Raw genomic sequence first — 23709 nt, forward strand, 5'->3', positions numbered from 1 at the left:
AGTAATATGAAAAATTTACAATTTATAATGGTACTAACAAAGCCATTCCAGCTGTATCGCATTCTTTTGGTTTTGGCACTAATACTGTCTTCAAGTTCCTGTAGTGATTTTGTCGAGGTTCCATTACCTAATTCTCAGCTTACAGGAACTACAGTTTTTGAAAGTGAATTGACAGCAAATGCAGCAATGGCACAAATCTATGCACAACTTCGTGACGGCGGCATCCTATCTGGATTACCTACTGGTGCATCTGTTAGAATGGGATTGTACGCTGATGAATTACAAGATTATACCAACTCTACAATTTCCTTACCTATTTACAACAATGCGCTTACGGCTGACAATGCTACTGTGGCGTCACTTTGGACTTCAAGCTATAGTCAAATATATAATGCAAATTCAGTTATTCAAGGTGTTGAAAATTCGACTGGGTTACCTATTGCGGTTAAAAACAGAGTGTCGGGTGAAGCACTATTCGTTCGTGCTCTAGTGCATTTTTATCTGTTGCAAATTTATGGTAGCATCCCCTATATTACAGGAACCAATTATGAAATTAATAGAAAAGTTACACGTAGTGCTGCTGATGAAGTATATGCAGCAATCGCGAAGGATTTAGAAATTGCCAGTTCTAGATTGCCTGAAAATTATAGTTCTTCGGATCGTGCAAAACCCAATAAAATGGTGGCCAAAGCCATGCTGGCGAGAGTATATTTATACATGAATAAAAATACAGCAGCAGCAAATGAAGCAACTACTGTTATCAATAGCCCGCTTTATGCTTGGGAAACGGATTTAAACAAGATTTTTCTAAGAAATAGTAAAACTACTATCTGGCAATTAGCATCAGCAACAGCGGTACGAAATAGTAATGAAGGTACAACTTTTATTTTCGTATCAGGACCGCCACCAGTTTGTGCGCTTCGTACCGATTTTATGAATGCATTTGAAACAGGCGACCAACGCAAAGTGAATTGGACAAAGTCAGTTACCACCGGACTAAATACTTGGAATCATCCCAATAAATACAAACTACGTACAGCAACAACAAGTTCGCAGGAATATTCTATTGTGTTGCGCTTAGCAGAACAATATTTGATCAGAGCCGAGGCTAGAGCAAAACAAGGCGATTTATCGGGGGCAAAAGAAGATTTAAATAAAATAAGAACGACCGCTGGCTTACCAGTAACTACATCATCTATCGCCACTGAAATTTTGGCTGAAATTCAAAAACAACGAAGATTTGAGTTTTTTACGGAACACGGGCATCGCTTTTTTGATTTAAAGCGCAGTGGAACAGCCGATGGAATACTATCTGTTTCAAAACCAGGTTGGAACAGTGCAGATATTTTGTGGCCTATTCCAGAGCTAGAATTGAACGCAAATCCTAATTTACAACCACAAAACACAGGATATTAAAGTTATGAAGCTATTAAAAAACCATAGTAATCACACTTTATGTTATTCTTGTAAAAAAACAATTTTGACATTTTGGATAGTAATATCCTGCTCTATTTACGGGCAGGATAAATCCAAAAAGAATATTGCTGTAGCAGAGTATGAAAGGTGGGGCAAATTAGAAAACAGAGCTATTTCCCAGAAAGGAAACTGGATATCATTTGATATGCAGTACAGCAATGGTTCAGATACATTATTTGTAAAACATACGCAGAAAAATATTGGATTTAGTTTTCCACTAGGAACACAGGGCAAATTTGGCGGTGAAATTACATTTGGTGCCTTTCAAGGAGATAAAGTAATAGTAACCAACTTAGAAAATAGTGAAAGTACTGTTATAGCGAATAGTGCTGCTTTTGAATTTGCAAATAATGGGAAAATTATTGTGACCTATTCCAATGATGGGGAATTAATGGTAAGGACCATAAAAAATAAAGAAACCATCCAACTTTCAAATGTAACAGAATACCAATTAGACCAGCTTAATAATATCCTGACTTATCTCACTAACACTAAAGGGAAAAGTAGTTTCGGAACAATAAATCTTAGGACAAACCAAAAAACAGAATATCACACATCGCAAAACAAATTATCTGGTCTGACATTAGCAGAATATGGAAAAGGTGTTTTTTGGGTCGAAGAGGGCATCAACGGGAAATACACAAAACTGAACTTTTACAAAAATCAAGATAACACTATTCAAACCTTTGAACCAAAATCATTCTTAAATTTTCCAAAAAAGCATGAAATTGTTACCACAAAATCTTTCAAAATTTCAAGTGATGGTAAAAGAGTGTTTTTTGGAATCGCAAAACTTAAAGAAGAGGCAACACCAAAAAAAGACGATGTCGAGGTTTGGGATACAGAAGATTTATGGATTTATCCAAAAGCAAGCAGGGAAAATTTAGAAGGGTATTCCACTTTATCGGTTTGGTTTATTGAAGAAAATCGCTGGAATACGATTACAAGTAAAGAACTTCCTTTTGTACAGCTTAACGGCAGTAAATCAGTTGCATTACTTTACAATCCAACTGCATATGCACCTCATTTTAAACGTTATGGTGAGGTTGACTATTTCTTGTACAATCTGGCTGATGGTACCAAAAAGCTATTTCTAGAAAAGCAACCTGGCGAAAATTACTTATTGTCTTTTTCTCCAAATGGAGCGTACATATGTTATTTTAAAGATAAAAATTGGTGGCTGTACAATATAAAAACACAATCTACGGTGTCAATTGTGCCACCTGCAGGTTCCGAATGGGTTTCAAATGATTTAAAGTACATAACAAGACCACATGTTTTTGGAATGAAAGGATGGAGTGATAATGGAGAATACCTTTTGGTACAAGACGAATTCGATGTCTATCAATTTCACATCAAAACAAGTAAACTAAAACGCATTACAAACGGACAAGAAAGCGATACTTACTTCACTGTAGATGGTTCAAACATCAAGCAAATAGGAAATGATAATTACAATGGTTGGGCTCTTACTGAAATTAATGCGACTAATAATTTAATCGTTTCATCAAGAAATGCGACCACCAAAGCACAACAATTCAAATTAATTTCGACTTCCAACGCTTTAATTCCAGTAGCAAATAATGATACAAAATCAGATGAATTGCGTAGAGCCAATAATGAAGTCTATGTCTATCGAGAACAATCACATAATGAGTCTCCAAGAATTGTATCATTTAAAAACGGTGTAAATAAGGTTCTTTTTGAAAGCAATACCCATGATAAAAACTTTAATCAAGGAAAGGTAGAACTAATTTCATTTTCGAATTCAAAAGGAGACAAACTGCAAGGATTATTGTATTATCCAGTAAATTATGAAGTAGGCAAAAAATATCCGATGATAATCAATGTGTATTCTCAAATCACTAACGCACTGCACGAATATTGCATTCCGACTTTATACAACGATACCGGTTTTAATGTAAAACATTTTGTGCAACGGAATTATTTTGTATTGATGCCTGATGTGAAATATTATGAAGGAGAAACTGGAAATAGCGCACTGGATTGTGTTGTTGCTGCAAACAATGCCGTTGTAAAAACAGGAATGATTGACACAAAGCGTATTGGTTTGATAGGGCATTCTTTCGGAGGTTATGAAACAAATTACATCATTACAAAATCGAAAATTTTTGCAGCTGCAGTGTCGGGTGCAGCAATTTCAGACATGGTAAGTTGGTATTTTAGTAACTCAAAAAGTCTCAATATCCCAGAATTGTGGCGAAGTGAATCGCAACAATGGAGAATAGGAAAATCTATTTTTGAAGACAAAGAGTTGTACCTAAAAAATTCACCAATACTTTATGCGGATAATGTTACTACACCATTACTTTCTTGGGTGGGTAAAATGGAGACTAATTTACCCTACGAACAAAGTTTACTTTTTTATAATGCATTGAGGAGAGCCAAGAAAAAGAATGTTTTATTGGTGTATCCAAAAGACCAGCATGTAATTGTAATCAAGGAGAATAAAATGGACCTTACTAAACGAATTACCGATTGGTTTGACCGATATTTAAAGGAATAAAATAAATAAGTGCAGTTTGAAAAAACTGCACTTATTCGTTAATCGTAAATCCATTTATAATTTTAATAAAACACCGACTTCGGAGGTGTTTTCCAGTCCCGCACGGGCAAGTGGTTTTGAGATGCTGAATTCATTTCAAGCATCTCAAAACACAACTTGCTATTTTCTCTCGAAAATATTATTACAGATGGTTTTAATGGAAAGGGCTTGAGGCCCTTTTTTTGTTTTGCGGATATTTAGGAATTGTTATGTGTTGTGATTGGCTTGAACAAAATCAACCTTGATAAGGCTGTGTAGAAATAGAATAGTGTTGACATTCCTGGCTTTAATGGGGTCAACTCTATAAATTCCAGAGAAGCTTAACTGCCGTTATCTGCCGAATTAGAAAATATGCATATATGTACCTTCAAACATAAATATTTAAATTTATCTTCTCATACTTATTGAGGTATCAATGCAATTTTGTACGTATGCACTGATTTAAAGAAGTATTTAATCCCATAAGTAAATGCGCTTTTATAGCTGTATGTATGTACACACGTTTTTACAGTTTTATGCTTTTACATATATATGCTTTTACGCAAAGACATGAATGCTCCCCTGTGTAAATAAGTAAATAAATAGACTTTTAGATACACACATATACCCATATCTTGAAACATAAATTTATTTTCCAAAGAAAACCGAAAATCGGAAAAAAGAAAAAGAAAGCAATTTCAAAGGACGGGATGCAGACAGGACAAAAGGAAACGGAATAAGTCCCGAAGGGTGGTTTGTGAGGCACGAGCTAACCATTATGCCGTAGTCTTTTGGACAGGCTCATCCAGCACGTCCTACCTTGGTTTTCTTTTTAATATTTCTTTGAGTAAAATATAAAGTCCAACCAGTCAAAAGAGACGGAACAAAGCAAAGATGAGGAATTAAACAAACCAAGAAAAACCCGTTTAGGGATTTAGGTATTCACTAAATCCAGCTGTAGGGTTTATCTTTACGGTTAAGATAGCAATACATCTCTTCCTTTTTGAGTTCGGAAAAGAATTTAAGAGCATTCTCAATGGCATAGTTGGGAAGAAAGAAAATCTCGTCACGGATAGAAGTAATTACTTTTTCACGACCATAAAAACGGACGATTTCGTCAATTTGATCCTGACCTCCACGCTCAACAATACGGGCAATTACCATTTTATATCCTCCATCCCAGTCAATACTGTCGAATCTAAAATCCCAGAAGAATTTAGGGTGAAGATTAGGTATATGTTTGGTTAATGGCTTCATTGTTTTTTTTAATTGGTGTAGTATCAAATATAAGTATTTTTTGCTTAATTACCTGCGAAATCCTCTATTTTTGTTGGGATTAATCGGTAAATCCTGGCTTTCTGATTTAAATTTATACAAAGGATTTTTTACTGCCAGTTCCAGCCGTTTTTGGATAATTTTCCAGTTTTGCTCTTTTTCTTTCAGCATATCTATACCTTCAAAGGTACTAATCTTGTCATATGTATTCAGACCTATGGAAGCCCAGTAGGGATCCTTATCGTATTTTCTCAGATAGGCTTGTAGGTAGAACTTTAATGGTTCTCGTTCAAGCATAAAGTACATGTCAACAAAATCCTTGTACCTGTCTCCGCTCTGATGAATCGCATGGAGTTTCATTGCTCCAATATCTTCATTGGAAATCATGCGGACTCCTTCAGCTGTTTCCACGGAATTCAGAAGAGGGTAATTGTGTGTAACAATATCGACTTTTATATCATCGATGTAGGTAAGAACAGTGTTCGGGAAGAACTGGCTTTCCTTTTCATTTACATCGTAAGTGTCATGCAGATATTTGAGCATCATCTGCGAATTAAAAGTTTTTGTTGTAAAAAGATCTAGATCCACTGATAAGCGATGTCCCAGTCGTAAGGCTAACGCCGTACCGCCAACCAATATATAGTCTTTCAATTTTTCATCTTTCATAAGCCTTTGGAGAAGTTCCCACATCTCCTTGCTAACTGTTTCTTTGTAGAGCATAATTTCACGTTTCTCATGAAATTAATCCCGAAAGCGAGGCACTCTTAGAAAGGGTCCTGTCGTGGCTTTGTTTGACGGAAGTTGTCCTTAAGGCGAAAATCAACATGCGGAAATAGTAAGCCAAATGCTTCCACATTCACCAATATTTAGAGGTCATTACTAATGATAAAGTATATTGGTTTTTAAATTGTTTAAACGAAACCAGTAATAACGGTAATGGAAAGCAACGGCAAAACCACCCCGCATAAAGGAGGCAGGCATCCCAAGAAAGATCCCGCCGTTCACCGCTATTCTATAAGTCTTAGTGCTGAGGAAAATGCACGATTCCTTTCTCTCTACGAAGCTTCACGCATGGATGTAATGGCACATTTTATTACGGCATGTATTTTCCAAAAAGCAATTACGAAGGTAACGGTTGACAAGGCAACCATGGATTACTATATGCGCCTGACTACCCTATTCGGACAGTTCAGGGCTGTAGGAACCAATTATAACCAAGTGGTAAAAATACTGTACCGCAATTTTTCTGAAAAGAAAGCCGCAGCCTATCTCTATAAATTGGAAAAACAGACAGCAGAAATGGCGGTATTGTGCCAAAAAATCATTCTACTAACTGAAGATTTTGAAGCAAAACACCTGAAAAAATGATAGCTAAGATAGGAAGAGGAAACAATCTGTATGGCGCATTGGCATACAATCAGCAGAAAGTGGAAAAGGAAAATGGGCAGGTTTTGTATACCAATAAGATAATTGAAACTCCTGATGGCATTTACGCCACTAGTCAACTGTTGCGTTCATTTGAACCGTACCTGCTGGCCAATCGAAAGACTGAAAAACCAATATTACATATCTCTCTCAATCCTGATCCGAAGGATAAAGTAAGTGATGAACAATTTGAAAAGCTGGCGCAAAAGTATATGCAGAAAATGGGTTACGCTGAACAGCCTTTTGTGGTATTCAAACATACTGATCTTGAGCGTACCCATATTCATATCGTATCAGTTTGTGTGGATGAAAATGGCAGGAAAATATCGGATAAATTTGAAAAAAGGCGTTCGATGGATGTCTGTCGCGAATTGGAAAATCAATACTGCCTGATATCGGCTATCGAGAAAAAGCAAAATCCACAAAATCAAATATTCAAACCCGTTGATTATAAGGCTGGTGACATAAAGAGCCAGATGGCTTCGGTAATCCGTAATTTGCCAAAGTATTACAAATTTGAGGGTTTCGGCACCTACAATGCCCTGCTTTCCCTTTTCAATATTACCGCTGAAGAAGTCAAGGGCGAATTTAATGGAATCCCAAAACAAGGACTGGTATATTTTGCATTAAATGAAAAGGGAGAAAAAGCAAGCAATCCCTTTAAGGCTTCGCTGTTCGGTAAACAGGCAGGATATGTTCAGCTTCAACAACACTATGCCCAGTCCAAAGAATTGTTGAAAAATGAGCCATCCGAAGCTTTGCTTAAGACAACCATTGAGATGTGCTTGCAGACGGCATCGAATGAAAAAGAATTCAAAAAACGGTTGTTGGAACGAGGTATTAATACCGTTGTAAGACGAAATACGCAAGGCAGAGTTTATGGAATAACGTTTATTGACCATAGTTCAAAATCCGTGTGGAATGGTTCGCAATTAGGCAAAAACCTTTCGGCTAACGTATTCAATGACTGGTGGAATAATGGCAATAAAATAGAGCAACCTGTGCAGGGAAATGGTGCTTCAAAGAACAATGCGACTATAAATGAAGATGTCAAACAATCACACAAGCTGTTTGACTTTTTGGTTAAGGAAAATATGTCCTATAGCCACGAAGAAAACAACCTTATTGAAGTCTTTGGAGGGGTATTATCCATTGGAAAAGCAGAAGACTATGATGAAGAATTATTTGTCAACCAAATGAAAAAGAAAGCCAGACGCAAAAAAAGATAGTGCATACTATCAATTTTAATCGCCAGCCTTTTTATTGATTCACGACAAAGGAGTGATTCATCAAATTGGCTGTACCAACTCTTTTTAAAAACAAAGACTGTCCTGACGATAAGGAGGGATTGTCTTTGTTTTTTTACAACTGTTTCTAATATTGCTTTGAGACTAATGCAGCCAAAGAGTTCCTCGGTGAGACTTTAATTACTCCTAAGCTGTCAGATGGTTTAAATTCATAAGACTTAAAAACAAACATCGTTTTACCAAAAGACAAAGGAGGTACAAAATGAAACAGGAATTTATCAAACAGACTGATGTAGAAGAATATATCTTAAAAAATTATGAAGATATAGAACGGGAAAAAGAACAAAAATTCGTAGATTTAATGATTGAAATTATTGTATCATTAACATTGAAAGAATTATATGAAGAGGGCGATTAGATATTTAAGATTTAGTCAATTAGGGCAAAGTAATGGCTCGATTGAAAGACAGGAATTGTATACCGATCAATACCTGCAATATAATAATATACAGTTGGTGGATTCCTTCATTGACAGGGGTAAAAGTGCCAAGACTTTTGACCGTCCAGATTTTATAAAATTACAGGCATTCATTGCCAAGCATTATAAATCGGTAGACTACCTTCTTGTAGACCAGCTTGACCGCTTTAGCAGGGATGCGGGTGAAGCTATGAGTTTGGTCAAACAATTCCAAAAAAAATACAGTATTCAGATTATCAGCGTGACCGAAGGGATCGTTTTTGATTATGATACACCGGGAAGCTTTTTCCGAGCAGGCTTACAATTGTTGCTAGCTGAAGAAGACAATATCAACAGGAGTATAAAAGTGCGTGGCGGACTCTATACAGCCCGTGCAAAAGAAGGTCGCTTCCTTACTAGAGAAAAACCTTTCGGCTACAGCAAGGTTGGAGAAGGAAAACAGCGCCACCTTGAAGTAAATGAGATAGAAGCTAAAATTGTCAAAACAATTTATGATATGTATCTGCGTGATGTGCCGTTATATAAAATCAAAGAAATAGCTTATCAATCAGGTTTTGACAGGAAAGGCAACATGGCTATTGATCGTGTGCTTGCAAATCCTGTTTATGCAGGGCTTGTAAGGGTTGAGCCGTTCAAAGATCTGCCGGGAGGTCTTTTTCCAGCCATTCATGAGCCAATAGTTGATAAGACAACATGGACAATGGTACAGTCCAAAATGAAGAAAGTTGATAAAGTAAAGGTAGTTATCGATGATGAAATACCGCTACGGGGCGTTGTAAAATGCCATTGTGGAACTCCGCTTACTGGTGCGCCTTCTCGTGGTAAATCTGGAAAATACTTCTACTATTATAAATGCAAGCATTCAAAACATAACAATATAAGTGCAATCAAAGCACATGAGCAATTCTTAAACGTCTGCGATCTCATGAGCGTTCCCGAAAGACAAATTAAAGAGATAAGAGATGGCAGTTACTCCTCAATTGAACAGGAAGTAAAGGCAAACAAGAAAAAAGTAGCAGACAAAAAACATGAGCTGGAGGAAGTACAGCAGCTATTAAATGCAGTAGAAGAAAAATGGTTTAGAGACGAGATAAACAAGGATACCTACGAAAGATGGTATTCAACCTACAGTGACCATATATTGACCATTACAGCAGCAATAGAAAGACTTAGCCCAAATCAAGGGAAGGCCTTCGAGATTTTAGACCGTAATCTGGATTTATTGGGTGATATCAAACATGTCTACACAAAGTCAGATACTTTGCAAAAGCGTGAGTTTGTAAAGATGGTGTTCAATGGTAACTTATACTACCAAGAGGGTATATATCGAACACCTACAATTTTAGATATATTTTCTCATAATGCCATTAAAATGGAGGAAAAGGGATGTCTTATATACAAAAAAAAGAGGGAAAACCTTTCGGTAATCCCTCACAGTGGGCGATGAGGGGTTCGAACCCCCGACCCCCTCGGTGTAAACGAGGTGCTCTGAACCAGCTGAGCTAATCGCCCTAGTGCAATTCGATAATTTTCATTTCCTTATTGCGAGTGCAAATATAAGACTGTTTTTTGAATATGCAACTATAAAAACAAAAAAATTACAAAATTTCTGCAACTACAAAAGTACTTCCTCCTACGTAAACAAAGTCAGTTGCTACAGCATTTTGCAGTGCTTTTTGATAAGCTTCTGAAACAGAATTGTATACTTCGCCATGCAACTCAAACAATGCCGCCTTTTGTTGTAAAACTTGTGCATCCAATCCGCGAGGAATATTAGGCTTACAAAAATAATATTTTGTATTTTTTGGAAACAAAGGCAAAATTTCTTCTAAATCTTTATCATTTACCACTCCCAAAACAAAGTGTAATGCGTCAAATTTCTCTTTTTGTATTTGTTTCAATACGATCTCTAGACCGTTTTTATTGTGAGCAGTATCACAAATAACCTTTGGAGCTGTATGTATTTGCTGCCACCTGCCTTGAAGTCCTGTATTTTTTACCACATGTAACAAACCATCTTGTATATTTTGAGGGGAAATTTCAAATTCAGTCTGCTTATTCAAAACCTGTATGGTTTGCAAAACCGTCTTTTTGTTGTGCACTTGATAATCTCCAATCAAGTCTGAAGGATAATTTTCGAAAACTAAATCTGCTGCAAAATAAATCTCCGAGCTTCCTTCTTTGGCTCTAGACAAAAAAACAGGTTTTGTTTCAGATGTGTACTCTCCAATAATTACAGGGACATTGGGTTTAATAGTTCCTGCTTTCTCGAAAGCAATTGCTTCAAGTGTATTGCCTAAAAACTGAGTGTGATCTAATCCTATATTGGTAATTACAGAAACCAAAGGCGTGATAATATTCGTTGCATCCAATCTTCCGCCCATTCCTACTTCGATAATGGCGATATCCACTTTTGCAGCAGCAAAATAATCAAAAGCCAAACCAACGGTCATTTCAAAAAAACTCATGTCATTAGCTTCAAAAAATAGTTGATGCTCCGTTATGAAATCTTCAACAAATTTCTCAGATATTTCGACCCCATTTATCTTTATACGTTCTCTGAAATCTTTTAGATGTGGCGATGTATACAAGCCAACTTTATATCCAGCTTCTTGTAAAACAGATGCCAACATATGAGAGGTGGATCCTTTACCATTGGTTCCTGCCACATGAATGCATTTCAATTTTTTTTCAGGATAATTCAGGTGTGCTGCAAGTTTGCGAGCATTGCTTAAGTCCTTTTTGTAAGCTTGCGCGCCTTGTAATTGGTACATCGGGAGCTGATTAAACATCCAGTTTATAGTGTCTTGATAATTCATTTTATAGGTAAATTGGAATTGTTTAAAATATTTTTCGATTTTTTTAGTTTAATACTACATCGAAAAGTATCTTTATTGCAAAATTGAAACAAATTTTAGAATTAATGATTAAAACACAATAATATTATATGTTTAGTTTTATCCAATTACAAGCAGACACCCTTACTAATGCCGCATCAAGCGCAGTTGTTGAAAACATTGCTCCAAACACCGAAATTTCTACTTTAGGATTCTTATTAAAAGGCGGTATTTGGCTCATCCCAATTGGGATCTTGTTGTTTTACACTTTTTACCTCATTATTGAGCGCTACTTATACATTAACAAATCCTCAAAAGTAGACTCATTACTTTTACGTGATATACGGGATCAGTTAAATTCGGGCAATTTAGATTTAGCACGGTCACTTGCTGAACGAAATAATACCGCATCGGGAAATATCATCAAAGAAGGTATCCTTGTTATTGGCCGCCCAATAGGTGAAATCGAGTCGAATATGGATCGTGCAGCCGATATAGAAATTGGCGAAATGGAAAAGCACTTGGGACATTTGGGACTCATAGCTGGTATTGCGCCTACCTTAGGTTTCATTGGTACTATTTCCGGAGTAATTAAAATTTTCTACAGCATATCAGTTACTGAGAATATTAGTATCGGGAATATCTCTGGCGGATTGTACGAAAAAATGATTAGTAGCGGAGCGGGTTTGATAGTAGGAATTGTTGCCTACAGTGGATACCACTTGTTGAACGGAAAAATTGATAATTTTGCATTGAAAATCCAAAAACAAGTACTTGAATTTGTAAATATTATTCAAAAATCATAACATGTCTATCAAAAGAAAAAGAAGATTTCATGCCGAGGTCGCGACTTCTTCATTAAGCGACATCATGTTTTTTCTACTATTGTTTTTCTTGATTATTTCAACGCTTGCCAACCCAAATGTAATCAAGATGACTTTGCCAAAAGCGCAATCAAACGAAAAAACCAACAAGCAATTCATCAGTTTATCTGTCACTGAGGATAAAAAATTCTATATTGACAAACAACCTGTTTCATTTGAAGAACTCGAGGCAACGCTCATGTCTAAAATGGATACAACAAAAGACCAAACCGTTTTGGTTAGAATCCCATTCAATCTTCAGGTGCAAGATTTGGTAGATGTATTACAAATAGGAGTACGCAACAATCTGAAATTTGTAATCGCCACCAGCCCGAAATAAAAACGATATTAATTTAGGACACGTCTTGCTTTTGGGCGTGACCGCAATAAAAAAATGGAGCCAATCAACTTTTATGCTGATGTGCTCCATTTTTTTATTGCCGTCGGGCTATTCGCAGTACTGCGGTACTTGCTGCTATCCCTCACGCGAAATATCGTATAAATTGACAATTATCTTTTAAAAGTGACGTTTAATTAAGACTAAAATTATAAGTAATTTTACCCACTTGTTTTTCCGGCGCATCCGAACTAGGATCCCATTTCGTATTCATGGCTGCAATTCGAGCTTGATCAAGCAAACATCTTGCCGTATTTGTTGTTCCTTTTACTCCCGCAGTAGCGCTCATGGTGCGCCCGTTACGATCTACAGCTACCTCCACGACTACCCTACCTTGCTCATTACAAGTATATTTTGGTTCGGGTTTAGATAGTGCTCTTCTATTACCAAGAGAATATCCTATTCCGCCACCAGAACCACTTCCGGATCCGCCACCGCTTCCAGAGCCTGAACCTTTGCCGGTACCTGTTCCAGTTCCGTTTCCTCCTCCGGTACCTCCTCCAGAACCGCCTAAACCATAATAATCACCTGAATTTAAATTCCCATTTGACTTTCCTTTATTTCCAGCTGTTTTATCATCACCATCACCACCTTTATTAGATCCTTTCAATATACTTGACAACGCATCATTGGTCGCATTCGATACCTTTGGTTTTACTACCACAGGTTTTGTTTCTTCTTTTACAACTACAGGTGTCTTTTTAGCGGGAACTTTAGTCGGGATCACCACGCTTTCATCCGTACTATTTTCTTGAGAAAGAATTGCTTCGTCAGGAGTACTGTTAACTGGTAACGCTTTCGCTTGATTTTTTACTTCTAAGACTTCACTTTTATAATCCGAGCCCGACCCGAAATCACTATCCCCAAAATTCACCGTAACTCCACCACCGCCTCCACCGCCTGCAAGCTCCACTCCATTTGCCGGAGGCCAAAAACGGATGAAAAACAAAATCAACAACATTGCCGCATACAAAAGAGTGGTAATGATTAAAGATTTCTTTTGATTGGTTGAATTAGTAGAACTCATTGTATTGGTATTTGAAAAAAGGATATGACTAAAAACGTTGAAAAGTACTAAAAATTGTCAAGAGTAGAAAGCTAGTGTTCAATTATAAATTAGATTGCATTCAAAGTAAAATGGGAATCAGTAGCCTTTTATGTCTACCAATTCCCATTTTGTATACTTGTAATTATAAGTGCTTGAATTAAGTAAGTTGTTTCAATGCAATCTCAAAAGCAGTAGCGCTAATATTAGTTTTACTAGGATTAAGTGCATGTGCTTTCTCAATCGCTTTTTTAATAATTTCTGAAGTATCAGAAAAAATAGCTTCGTCAGTCATTTGTACTTTTTTCTCCATGAAATAGGCAAATACACGAGCCATTCCGCAATTCGAAATAAAATCAGGTATCAAACTTACTTTCTGATCTACATCTTCCATAATTGGACCAAAGAAAATCTCTTTGTCCGCAAAAGGAACATTTGCTCCACAAGAAATAACTTCTAAACCATTTGCCATTAAACTGTCAATTTGCGACTGCGTAACCAAACGAGATGCTGCACATGGAGTAAAAATTTCGGCACCAATTGTCCAAATTTTTTGATTGATTTCTTCAAAAGGAATCATGTTCTCAGCCACTAATTTGTTACCGTCTTTGGCTAAAAATAAAGCTCTTATCTCTTCAAAAGAAAAACCATCTTCATTGATCACTCCACCATCTCTATCGATAATACCAATTACTTTGGCGCCCATATCTGCAAGGTAAAAAGCGGCAGCTGAACCTACATTTCCAAATCCTTGAACGATTGCTTTTTTACCCTTAACATCGCCACCATAAATAGCATAAAAATTACGAACCGCCTCAGCAACACCGTAACCAGTTATCATATCAGCAACTGTATATTTTTTTGAAACATCAGGAGAGAATTTTGGGTTTTCAATTACCTTAACAACTCCTTGACGCAACTGACCTATTCTATTGATTTTATCTGCTTCGGTTGGTTTGAAGTGCCCATTAAAAACACCTTCTTGCGGATGCCAAACACCACATTCTTCAGTCATAGGAATCACCTCATGAATTTCATCAACGTTCAAATCGCCACCAGTTCCGTAGTAACTTTTTAACAAAGGGGAAACCGCTTTGTACCAACGTTGCAAAACTCCTTTTTTGCGGGGATCATTCGGATCAAAATTGATACCCGACTTTGCTCCACCTATCGCAGGACCAGAAACCGAAAATTTAACTTCCATGGTTTTTGCCAATGACAAAACTTCATTCATATCCAAACCTTTTCGCATACGAGTTCCACCTCCAGCAGCGCCTCCACGAAGCGAATTGATAACTGTCCAACCCTCAGCTTCGGTTTCAGCATCTTTCCAATGGAAAACTATTTCAGGTTCTTTATTTTCGAATTTCTTTAATAAATCTTTCATTTGTTGCGATATGTTTAATTTTGGCAAATATAAAAAATAGAATAATGTGAATTATGTGTTTTCGAGTTTATTTCAAAAGTTTATCTATTCCATTACTAGACCTCTCTAATACTACCCGCTCGAAAACCACCGCCAGCAGCACACCAAATGTGTAGGCAATTAAATCTGCGAATAAAAAATCTTGTCCCAAAACCAAGCGCCCAACTGCAGTACCTCTAATTTGCAACAACCAATTCCAGCGCACCAATTGTAAAGTCTCGATCGCAAAACAAAAGAATAAACTCATTATCGCGATGACGACCGCTGTTTGTGTGGTGAAGAAAAACCGAAAAATAAAATAAATTAAAACGGCGTAAAGTAAATCTCCAACAAATAGCGGTACTACGGAAAAAACTCGACTGCACAATCCCAACAAAATAGTTGCCATTGCCACTACTAAATAGCTTTTTCTAGATGGTATCATGGCTTGTAAACCATTCCAGCAGAATGGTCTTGTTGGGCTCCAGTTACGCTGCACAGCACATTAATTTCACCTCTTAACTTCAAAACGCCTAACAATCCAAAAATTACTGCTTCTTTAAATTCAAGTACTTCTCGATCAGGAATTATAATTTGCATTTTAGGTAAGTAGGATTGCGCACGCTCTATCAAGAAATCATTATAGGCACCACCACCGGTTACAAAAATCTGACCGGTTTTGGCAGGAAGCGCAGCAGCAATTTGTAAGGCAACATGCTCTGTAAAAGTGTTCATTTTATCGGCCACTGCTAAATTATATTTTTCAATTAAAGGCAACACAACGCCCTTTACAAATTCAAAACCCAAGGATTTAGGATATTTTTGCGAGTAAAATTCAAGCGCATTCAATTCGTCCAATAGTTCTTGGTAACAATTACCTGAACGTGACATCGCTCCTTTATCATCATATTCGAAACCTAATTGTTGCGCATAAAAATTCAATACGGTATTTACAGGCGAGATATCAAAAGCAATACGCTGTCCATCTTTCTCGAACGAAATATTTGAAAAACCTCCCAAGTTCATGCAATAATCATAAGAGGAAAATAAAATTCGATCTCCAATTGGCACCAAAGGCGCACCTTGTCCTCCCAAAGCTACATCCTGAACTCTAAAATCACAAAGTACTTTTTGCTGAATCAAGGTAGCAAGCTGCGGTAAATTCCCTATTTGTAGTGTGATTCCCTTCTGAGGTTGATGCAATACCGTATGCCCATGTGAGCACACAGCATCTAAATTTTTAATAGCGTTGTTTTTTATAAAATCATTGATAACCGTTGCCAAATGACTGGTGTATTCATTATTTAGGGCTCTTAGTTCTAGACTTGTAAGTGTTACAGCAGTTTGCAGTTTGTTTAACCAATAAACAGAATACGGAACCGTTTCAGCCTTTAAAATTTCAAATGACCATTCGTTCTCAACCTTAGTAAAAACGATATGCGCCAAATCGACGCCATCTAGCGATGTTCCTGACATGACACCTACTACAAAATACTTTTCTTTAAACATAGGCTAAAATTACGAAAACGTTTGAAATCTACTATTTTATAATTACTTTTGTGGTCAAATTTAAGAACATTTAATTTACAATAAAAATATGGATTTTAATCTAACCGAAGAGCATTTAATGATTCAACAAGCGGCTAAAGATTTTGCTGTAGCAGAATTATTACCAGGTGTTATTGAACGTGATGAACACTCAAAATTCCCTACTGAACAAGTAAAAATGATGGCCGACTTAGGCTTCATGGGAATGATGGTCGATCCTAAATACGGTGGATCAGGTCTTGACAGCATTTCGTATGTTTTGGCTATGACCGAAATTGCAAAAATTGATGCCTCGGCAGCGGTAATCATGTCTGTAAACAACTCATTAGTTTGCGCCGGTTTAGAGAAATATTGCAACGAAGAACAAAAAATGAAATACCTTGTGCCACTTGCAAAAGGAGAAGTGATTGGAGCATTTTGTCTTTCGGAGCCAGAAGCAGGATCTGATGCTACATCACAAAAAACTACTGCAATTGACAAAGGCGATTACTACCTTTTAAACGGAACAAAAAACTGGATTACCAACGGAAGTACTGCATCAACATACATCGTTATCGCTCAAACTGATATCGAAAAAGGACATAAAGGAATCAATGCTTTCATCGTTGAAAAAGGATGGGCAGGTTTTGACATTGGACCGAAAGAAAAGAAAATGGGAATTAGAGGTAGCGATACCCATTCACTAATGTTTACTGACGTAAAAGTTCCAAAAGAAAACAGAATTGGTGCTGACGGATTTGGTTTTGCTTTTGCTATGAATGTACTAAATGGCGGTCGTATTGGTATTGCCTCTCAAGCATTAGGAATTGCAACTGGTGCTTACGAAACCGCTTTAAAATACGCACACGAACGCAAAGCATTTGGTAAAGAAATCTTTAACCACCAAGCTATCGCTTTTAAATTGGCCGATATGTATGTAAAAGTAACTGCAGCCAAATTATTAGTAATGAAAGCCGCTTGCGAAAAAGACGCCGGAAAAGATATTGCACACTCTGGAGCTATGGCTAAACTTTACGCTTCGGAAATCGCTTTAGAAGTTGCCAATGAAGCGGTACAAATTCACGGAGGAAACGGTTACGTAGCCGAGTATCATGTAGAGCGCATGATGCGTGACTCAAAAATCACTCAAATTTACGAAGGAACTTCAGAGATTCAACGTATTGTAATTTCACGTGGTTTGATGTCATTGTAAATCAAATCTTCAAAATATAAAACTCGCCTTACTGTATTTTAAGGCGAGTTTTTTTATGGCATGCCCTTACTTTCACTTTCGTTACAGTAAGGCCGGGTCATCCGCTTTATCTTTTTAAGCCTCGCAAAAAAGCGAGCCTAAAAAAGGATGCCGCTTCTACCCCTCATGCAAGACTCGCTAACTTAGCTGTTTTTTGCCTCAATCCATTTCGACATATACTTGGTGCTTTTTAAAGTATGATGTTGTAGCAAAGCACCCATAAAGTTACCCAAACGGTGCGCTTCTAAATTCTCAATCAAGTCAGTCATTTGACGTGCAAATTTCTCAGCAAAAATAACTTCGTCATATAAATTTTCAACCAACATAAAACCATTATCCTGTGAATTCAACCAATAACTTTTATCCTGATACAAACGCACAGCTTCTTGAGCAAAAAGTATAGGATCATCAACTACAGCACCATTCCAAGGCATATTCCCGTGCATCGACTCTGCGCCAATACTCGTTGTCACATTAGGTGTACCCCATTGCATACTTTCTAACAATTTACCTTTAATACCTGCACCAAAACGCAAAGGTGCTAGAACCACTCGCGCTTTTTGTACCACATCTTTAGCCCCAGCAGCACGACCAAGAATTAAAAAACCAGACTTTTCATGATGCAATTGTATTACTTTTTGTGACGGATAAGCACCATAGACATGCAATTGCGCTTCAGGTAACTGTTTCCTTATTAAAGGCCAAATAGTTTCTTTTAAGTACTGAACTGCATTCCAATTGGGTTCATGCAGAAAATTTCCAATAAAAACAAAATTAGCTCGGTCCTCAAAAGATGGAACTTGCTCTGCGACAAACATTTCTTGTTTTCGAACCAACAAAGGCAAATAAAACAACAAAGCCGCATCGATTTTAAAAACTGTTTGCAGTAATTCCATTTCAAAAGTAGCAATCATCAAAGTGATATCACACCGGAGTATACTAGCAATTTCTCTTTTAGCTACTTCCTCGACAAGTAAATCCTCAATCTTAAAATCACGCTTTTCTTTAAATGAGCGCTGTCTTGCTAAACGCAAACAATGTAGATCCTCGGTATCCAATACACGTAATGCTTTAGGGCAAAATTCAGCCACACGCCACCCAAATTGTTCTTCCATCATAAACCGATCAAAAAGAACGATCGCCGGATTTAAATCAGCAATAAAAACATCAAAACTCCCGCAATTCAGGACTATATTTTTTTTAATAACTCCAAATCCACTTAAATCCACCATAAATTCAGAATCTTGCGCTGGACTGGCAAAAGTTACGGCATACCCTTGCGATTGATACAATCGAATTAATTGCATCATTCTTCCACCTGCTGCGGATGACTTTGGCTCCGGCCACACAAAACCTATAATTAGAACTATTGGTTGTACGCTCATATTTTCTCCATCTTTAGAATACAAAATAATAGTAATTTTATCGATAAAGCTTTGTTATCAAACAAAATCATTGAAATAAAGAGTAATTTTGTAGCAAAAGAAAACGATTATGTTGGGACTTAAGTTAGCTACAGACCCGAGATGGGTTACTATTGTAGAATCGAACATCGAGGAAATACTTACCGATCACGCTTGGTGCGAGCAGAAAGCAGCATCAAATGCTATCAGTTTGATCACACAAAATTCTGAAAAAGAGGAATTAGTCACTGAACTTACTATTATTGCTAAGGAAGAATTGGAGCATTTTGAAATGGTGCATCAATTAATCAAAAAACGTGGACTTACTTTTGGTCGCGAACGAAAAGACAGTTACGTTAATGAGCTTTTTAAGTTTATGAAAAAAGATGGAAGTCGAAACGATGCCTTATGCGAGCGTTTACTTTTCTCGGCAATGATTGAAGCGCGCAGCTGCGAACGTTTTAAAGTTCTGTCTGAAAACATAAAAGATCCTGAATTGGCTAAATTTTACCGAGACTTGATGATTAGTGAAGCCGGTCACTACACAACCTTTTTAGGCTTTGCCAGACAATATGCAGATAATGTTGATGTAGATAAAAGATGGAAAGAATGGATTGCTTACGAAACCTCGATAATTACAAATTACGGCAAGAACGAAACAGTACATGGATAAAAAAAACAGCATACCTAAAAGCTATGCTGTTTTTTTTATACTTAGAATTCTGATTTATTTTCTAATCAAAAACTCAGAACGTCTATTTAAGGCCATCTCTAACTCGGTACAATCTTCTTTACAGTCAATTTTTGGGGCACCTTCTCCCAATCCTTTACCTGAAATACGTTCGGCAGCAATACCTTTTTCAATTATATAAGCTACTGTAGCTTTTGCTCTTTTTTCAGATAAAGTCAAATTATATGAATCAGTTCCACGGTAATCAGTATGAGCTACAACATCAATTTGTAATTTTTGATTTTGAGACATTACATAAACTAATTTATCCAACTCAGCAGCTCCCTTTTCTGTAATTTCACTTCTATTAGAATAAAAATAAATAGGATTCAATATAATCTCCGTCTCAGTTACAATTACTTCAATTGGCTCCAAAGCAACTTCAACTAAATTGGAACCAGCCACTGCGATCACTGTTTTACTTTGTGTTACATAACCATCTTTTAAAATTTGCACCTTATATGATTTACCACAAGTCATGTCGTAAGATAATATTCCCTTATCATCTGACATCTGATTTACTATTTGTTCCTGACCATCCATAACTATTTCAACTCTGGTAGACGCAAGAGCAGCACCATCTTTGGCATTTTTAACAGCTACCATCAAATTGGATTTGCAAATTGGATTCAGCACATAAATATCATCTTGCCCTGTTCGGTTACTAGAGAGAAAAGCAATGTTATTTTCAGTATTGAATGTAAAAGAAAAATCGTCTTTCTCAGAATTGACAGGTTTCCCTAAATTTTTTGGAGTACCTCCAACTTCTACTAAATCAACAGCAAATACATCAAAACCGCCATACCCCAACAAACCATTTGATGCAAAATACAATACACCATTATCAGCTATAAAAGGGAAATTTTCATCTGCTGCGGTATTAATACTTGGACCTAAATTTTCTGGTTGGCCATAACTACCATCTGCATTAATTTGTACTTTCCAAATATCTGTACCGCCAATACTTCCAGGCATGTCTGAGGCGAAATACAAAACAGTTCCCTCTTTATTTACAGAAGGGTTTCCGCTTGAGTAACTTTTATTATTCCAAGGCAATGGAGTTATTACTGACCATTTATCATTTTCTTTTTTAGCACTGTAAAGACTAACTTGACCAAATTTTAACCTTCTATTTTTATCTTTTTCAAATAAATCATTTTTAAAACTTTCACTCGTAAAATACGCAATTGATCCAGACTTCGTAAGTGAAACTGACCCTTCATGAAATTGCGAATTTAATCCCGCAACTTCCTCTGGCGCTTCGAAGTTTCCATTAGACAATCTTTTTGCTTGATAAATATCTAAAAATGGTTCATTATTCCAGCTGTAGACTTTCTTGCTTTCGTTGCGCGCACTAACAAAATACAATACATCGCCGTATAAGGTTGCGCCCCAATCCGAGCGAGCAGAATTAATATTCAATTTTCTAATTTCATACGCAGCATCAATTCTTTCCAACTGATCCAAATAATTAGGATTAGCACCAAACTTTTGAGCACGACTATCATTTGGACTTAGTTGAGCAAAACGCTGTAATTGAATATTTGCTTCTTTATACTTTAAGTTGGCTTTTAAAACCTGTGCGTATCTAAAAAATACTTCGGCATCTTTTTGCGATGTTATGCTTTGATCATACCACTTCCCGGCTTCTTTAAAGTTGTCAATGTAGTAGTAACAATCAGCCAATTGCTTCTTAATGTACAAATCATTGTTGCCCTGCCTTACTAAAGTTAAGTATGCTTCAATAGCACCGTAATAATCGTAACTACGCACTAAATCATCAGCATTTTTGGTTTGTTTATTTTGTGCAATAGTTGAACAACTAATTATTGCGACAAGAACCAATAGAAAATATTTTTTCATCAAATAGTTGAATTAAACGTTAGAAAAACCTCGGAGAGCGAGATACTTTTTTAGATTCGAAAAGATCATACAACAAAATAAACTCATGTGATGACGGCGTACTCACTCTCAAATCAGAAACAATATGGTCATATGCATACCCAATTCGTAATGATGGACTAACGGCTACATTAATCATACCTCCAAAACTATCTTGTAATCGGTATGTTGCCCCTATCTCAAATTTTTCTTGGTATAAAAAATTAGCTGATAGATCTAGTGAAGGCGTTACATTTATGGCAGATTTCAACATGAATGAAGGCTTGAATTTTAAATCATAATTCAAATCCATTACATATCCTGCTGTTAAAAAATAATGCGACACATCGGAACCATAAGATCTTCCATTAAAATCAAGATGAGCAGCCTTTAACATATTAGGTACTGAAAATGCTACATAATATTTATCTGAATAATAAAAAAGTCCAGCTCCTACATTTAAGGTAGCGTCACTTATGTCTTGTCCAAAAATCCCCTCAGAAGGATCTGGTAAACTAGATTGTAAATCACGTAGTCCTACATTATGAAAAGAAGCTCCGGCCTTTATACCAAAAGCAAGTTTATCTGTTTCATTTAATTGTAGCGTATATGAAAAATCTCCATAGACGTTTTGTTCTGTAACAGGACCTATTTTATCTGAAAGAAAAGAAATACCCATACCCACATTTTTTCCAACCGGAGTATGACCTGAAAATGAAAATGAAGAGGGTGCTCCTTCGATATTAACCCATTGCTTACGGTACAACAGTCCAAAAGATAAATTTTCTTTTGATCCCGCATAAGCTGGATTAATGACATTCATATTGTACATGTATTGCGTATAGTGTGGATCTTGTTGCGCACTTACCTCACAAAGAGAAAAGCAAACTAACAGAGAAATTAATAGTATTTTGTTCATATCGTTTTTGTTTTTTATCAAAGTCAATTAATACTTCTTGAGACTATTGCTTTAGTACTACTTTTATTTTTCTCGAATTAAATAAATCCAACCCGTTTTTGGCGTTCCAGATTCAAATTCAATTACATAGTAATAGGTAGCACTTGGCAAAGCTTCGCCAGAATTGGATTGCCCTGTCCATTGATTTGTATAATTAGATTGACTGTACACCTTGATACCATATCTATTAAAGACTTCTAATTTTTTAACTTTCATAAAAGTTAAATCAAAAGAATCATTAGAACCATTTCCATCCGGAGAAATCCCCTTTTGAATGTTGCAAAAAATAGACTCAATTGTAAAAGTCTGAGTAGTCTCGCATCCAGTCGCCGCAGAACGAATTGAAAGCGAAAAAACTGCAGGAAACACAATTGAATTTGAATTAGATGCTACTTGAGAGAGATTAAGGCTACTTGCTGTACCTACTACCATACCATTTGGATCTTTCCATTGATAGGTAACTTGGGAAGGGTCATAACTTGAACTACGCGGAATAGCCGTTAGCACAAATTCATTATTTACACAATTGGATCCGGTCTCGAATTGAATTTGCTGCGGAATTGCATTGATAGTAACTATTCCGCCTGTCGCAATACATGCAGGACTGTTAGTAAAACGAACTGTAATAGTATAATTTCCTGGTATTAGATTAGAAAAAACTGGACTATTTTGATATCCATTACCGATACTGTATTGCACATTTTGCTGCGCACTAATAGTTATGCTTCCCGTAGGAACCGCACAAGTGGGCTGCACAATTGTAGTAGCAGTAGGAATGGTTGGTAACTGTGGTAGCGCATCAATAGTTACCGTTTGTGTTGATGAAGTAATACAAGTGTTATCCGTTGTACTTCTAACGTAAAGTGTATATGTATTTGGAGCTAATCCTGACAACACATTTGATGTTTGATAGTTGGTTCCATTCAAACTATACTCCACTCCATTTTGTGTACTCACTGTAATAG

General features: G+C 36.6%; 21 protein-coding genes and 1 tRNA gene. 10 read left to right on the forward strand and 12 right to left on the reverse strand.

The genetic code is table 11. The annotated features are described in order from the left end of the window. Positions 1-6 precede the first annotated feature (6 nt). Together KBJ98_RS12055 and KBJ98_RS12060 are read left to right on the forward strand one after the other, a co-directional pair. A complete protein-coding gene (locus KBJ98_RS12055) occupies positions 7-1416 on the forward strand; it encodes a RagB/SusD family nutrient uptake outer membrane protein (RefSeq protein WP_225899126.1) in 1410 nt (469 codons plus the stop codon). A 64-nt stretch (positions 1417-1480) separates the two neighbouring features. Continuing rightward, positions 1481-4003 (forward strand): S9 family peptidase, encoded by a 2523-nt coding sequence (locus KBJ98_RS12060; RefSeq protein ID WP_210790996.1) that lies wholly within the window; start codon positions 1481-1483, stop codon positions 4001-4003. Between the two features lie 963 nt (positions 4004-4966). On the opposite strand, the gene KBJ98_RS12065 is transcribed toward KBJ98_RS12060, so the two are convergent. After that, entirely contained in the window at positions 4967-5278 is a 312-nt protein-coding gene (locus KBJ98_RS12065; protein WP_210790998.1) for a DUF6922 domain-containing protein, read from the reverse strand. A gap of 48 nt (positions 5279-5326) precedes the next feature. Continuing rightward, positions 5327-6016 carry a nucleotidyl transferase AbiEii/AbiGii toxin family protein gene (locus tag KBJ98_RS12070; protein WP_210791000.1) on the reverse strand — a complete coding sequence of 230 codons (690 nt, stop codon included), beginning with the start codon at positions 6014-6016 and terminating at the stop codon, positions 5327-5329. Between the two features lie 216 nt (positions 6017-6232). Between KBJ98_RS12070 and mobA the strand changes: the two genes are divergently transcribed. The 4 genes from mobA to KBJ98_RS12090 all read left to right on the forward strand — a co-directional run bounded on the left by mobA (position 6233) and on the right by KBJ98_RS12090 (position 9893). Further along, a complete protein-coding gene (gene mobA / locus KBJ98_RS12075) occupies positions 6233-6664 on the forward strand; it encodes a conjugal transfer protein MobA (protein WP_132067459.1) in 432 nt (143 codons plus the stop codon). Continuing rightward, complete coding sequence (mobB, locus tag KBJ98_RS12080) at positions 6661-7950, forward strand: conjugal transfer protein MobB (protein ID WP_210791002.1); 1290 nt, start codon at positions 6661-6663, stop codon at positions 7948-7950. The genes mobA and mobB overlap by 4 nt, the downstream gene beginning before the upstream one ends. Before the next feature lie 280 nt (positions 7951-8230). After that, positions 8231-8386 carry a hypothetical protein gene (locus tag KBJ98_RS12085; RefSeq protein WP_165355347.1) on the forward strand — a complete coding sequence of 52 codons (156 nt, stop codon included), beginning with the start codon at positions 8231-8233 and terminating at the stop codon, positions 8384-8386. Further along, positions 8370-9893 carry a recombinase family protein gene (locus tag KBJ98_RS12090; protein WP_210791004.1) on the forward strand — a complete coding sequence of 508 codons (1524 nt, stop codon included), beginning with the start codon at positions 8370-8372 and terminating at the stop codon, positions 9891-9893. The genes KBJ98_RS12085 and KBJ98_RS12090 overlap by 17 nt, the downstream gene beginning before the upstream one ends. Here KBJ98_RS12090 and KBJ98_RS12095 read toward each other — a convergent pair. Further along, positions 9884-9958, reverse strand: a tRNA-Val gene (locus tag KBJ98_RS12095). The two genes, KBJ98_RS12090 and KBJ98_RS12095, sit on opposite strands and share 10 nt — an antisense overlap. An 86-nt stretch (positions 9959-10044) precedes the next feature. Next, positions 10045-11265: a bifunctional folylpolyglutamate synthase/dihydrofolate synthase gene (locus tag KBJ98_RS12100; RefSeq protein ID WP_210791006.1), complete on the reverse strand. Its 1221-nt coding sequence runs from the start codon at positions 11263-11265 to the stop codon at positions 10045-10047. A 128-nt stretch (positions 11266-11393) separates the two neighbouring features. Between KBJ98_RS12100 and KBJ98_RS12105 the strand changes: the two genes are divergently transcribed. Together KBJ98_RS12105 and KBJ98_RS12110 are read left to right on the forward strand one after the other, a co-directional pair. Then, on the forward strand, positions 11394-12089 hold the full coding sequence (locus KBJ98_RS12105) for a MotA/TolQ/ExbB proton channel family protein (RefSeq protein WP_210791008.1): 696 nt from the start codon (positions 11394-11396) through the stop codon (positions 12087-12089). A 1-nt stretch (position 12090) separates the two neighbouring features. Then, positions 12091-12486 (forward strand): ExbD/TolR family protein, encoded by a 396-nt coding sequence (locus KBJ98_RS12110; protein WP_210791010.1) that lies wholly within the window; start codon positions 12091-12093, stop codon positions 12484-12486. A 190-nt stretch (positions 12487-12676) separates the two neighbouring features. Here the strand turns inward: KBJ98_RS12110 and KBJ98_RS12115 are convergent, their stop codons facing one another. The 4 genes from KBJ98_RS12115 to KBJ98_RS12130 all read right to left on the reverse strand — a co-directional run bounded on the left by KBJ98_RS12115 (position 12677) and on the right by KBJ98_RS12130 (position 16502). Beyond that, on the reverse strand, positions 12677-13570 hold the full coding sequence (locus KBJ98_RS12115; RefSeq protein WP_210791012.1) for an energy transducer TonB family protein: 894 nt from the start codon (positions 13568-13570) through the stop codon (positions 12677-12679). A gap of 178 nt (positions 13571-13748) precedes the next feature. Then, complete coding sequence (locus tag KBJ98_RS12120) at positions 13749-14975, reverse strand: Glu/Leu/Phe/Val dehydrogenase dimerization domain-containing protein (protein WP_210791014.1); 1227 nt, start codon at positions 14973-14975, stop codon at positions 13749-13751. A gap of 67 nt (positions 14976-15042) precedes the next feature. Beyond that, on the reverse strand, positions 15043-15492 hold the full coding sequence (locus KBJ98_RS12125) for a ribosomal maturation YjgA family protein (protein ID WP_317192497.1): 450 nt from the start codon (positions 15490-15492) through the stop codon (positions 15043-15045). Next, positions 15435-16502, reverse strand: coding sequence for an anhydro-N-acetylmuramic acid kinase (locus KBJ98_RS12130; protein WP_210791018.1), 1068 nt, complete (start codon positions 16500-16502; stop codon positions 15435-15437). Before KBJ98_RS12130 ends, KBJ98_RS12125 begins: the two co-directional genes overlap by 58 nt. A gap of 88 nt (positions 16503-16590) precedes the next feature. On the opposite strand from KBJ98_RS12130, the gene KBJ98_RS12135 reads away from it, so the two are divergent. Beyond that, the gene (locus tag KBJ98_RS12135; RefSeq protein WP_210791020.1) at positions 16591-17733 is read left to right on the forward strand and encodes an acyl-CoA dehydrogenase family protein; all 1143 of its coding nucleotides are present in this window, start codon (positions 16591-16593) and stop codon (positions 17731-17733) included. A 182-nt stretch (positions 17734-17915) separates the two neighbouring features. On the opposite strand, the gene KBJ98_RS12140 is transcribed toward KBJ98_RS12135, so the two are convergent. Further along, positions 17916-19157 carry a glycosyltransferase gene (locus tag KBJ98_RS12140; protein WP_210791022.1) on the reverse strand — a complete coding sequence of 414 codons (1242 nt, stop codon included), beginning with the start codon at positions 19155-19157 and terminating at the stop codon, positions 17916-17918. 109 nt (positions 19158-19266) lie between these two features. Here KBJ98_RS12140 and miaE point away from each other — a divergent pair, with 109 nt between their 5' ends. After that, positions 19267-19848, forward strand: a complete 582-nt coding sequence (miaE, locus tag KBJ98_RS12145; protein WP_166137921.1) for a tRNA-(ms[2]io[6]A)-hydroxylase — start codon at positions 19267-19269, stop codon at positions 19846-19848. A gap of 54 nt (positions 19849-19902) precedes the next feature. Here the strand turns inward: miaE and KBJ98_RS12150 are convergent, their stop codons facing one another. The 3 genes from KBJ98_RS12150 to KBJ98_RS12160 form a co-directional block, all read right to left on the reverse strand. After that, entirely contained in the window at positions 19903-21768 is a 1866-nt protein-coding gene (locus KBJ98_RS12150) for an OmpA family protein (protein ID WP_210791024.1), read from the reverse strand. Between the two features lie 19 nt (positions 21769-21787). Beyond that, complete coding sequence (locus tag KBJ98_RS12155; protein WP_210791025.1) at positions 21788-22705, reverse strand: PorP/SprF family type IX secretion system membrane protein; 918 nt, start codon at positions 22703-22705, stop codon at positions 21788-21790. A 63-nt stretch (positions 22706-22768) separates the two neighbouring features. Further along, positions 22769-23709 (reverse strand): gliding motility-associated C-terminal domain-containing protein (locus KBJ98_RS12160; protein ID WP_210791027.1); only part of this gene is annotated, 941 nt, incomplete at its 5' end.

Source organism: Flavobacterium erciyesense, assembly GCF_018069925.1.
Classification (GTDB): Bacteria; Bacteroidota; Bacteroidia; order Flavobacteriales; family Flavobacteriaceae; genus Flavobacterium; species Flavobacterium erciyesense.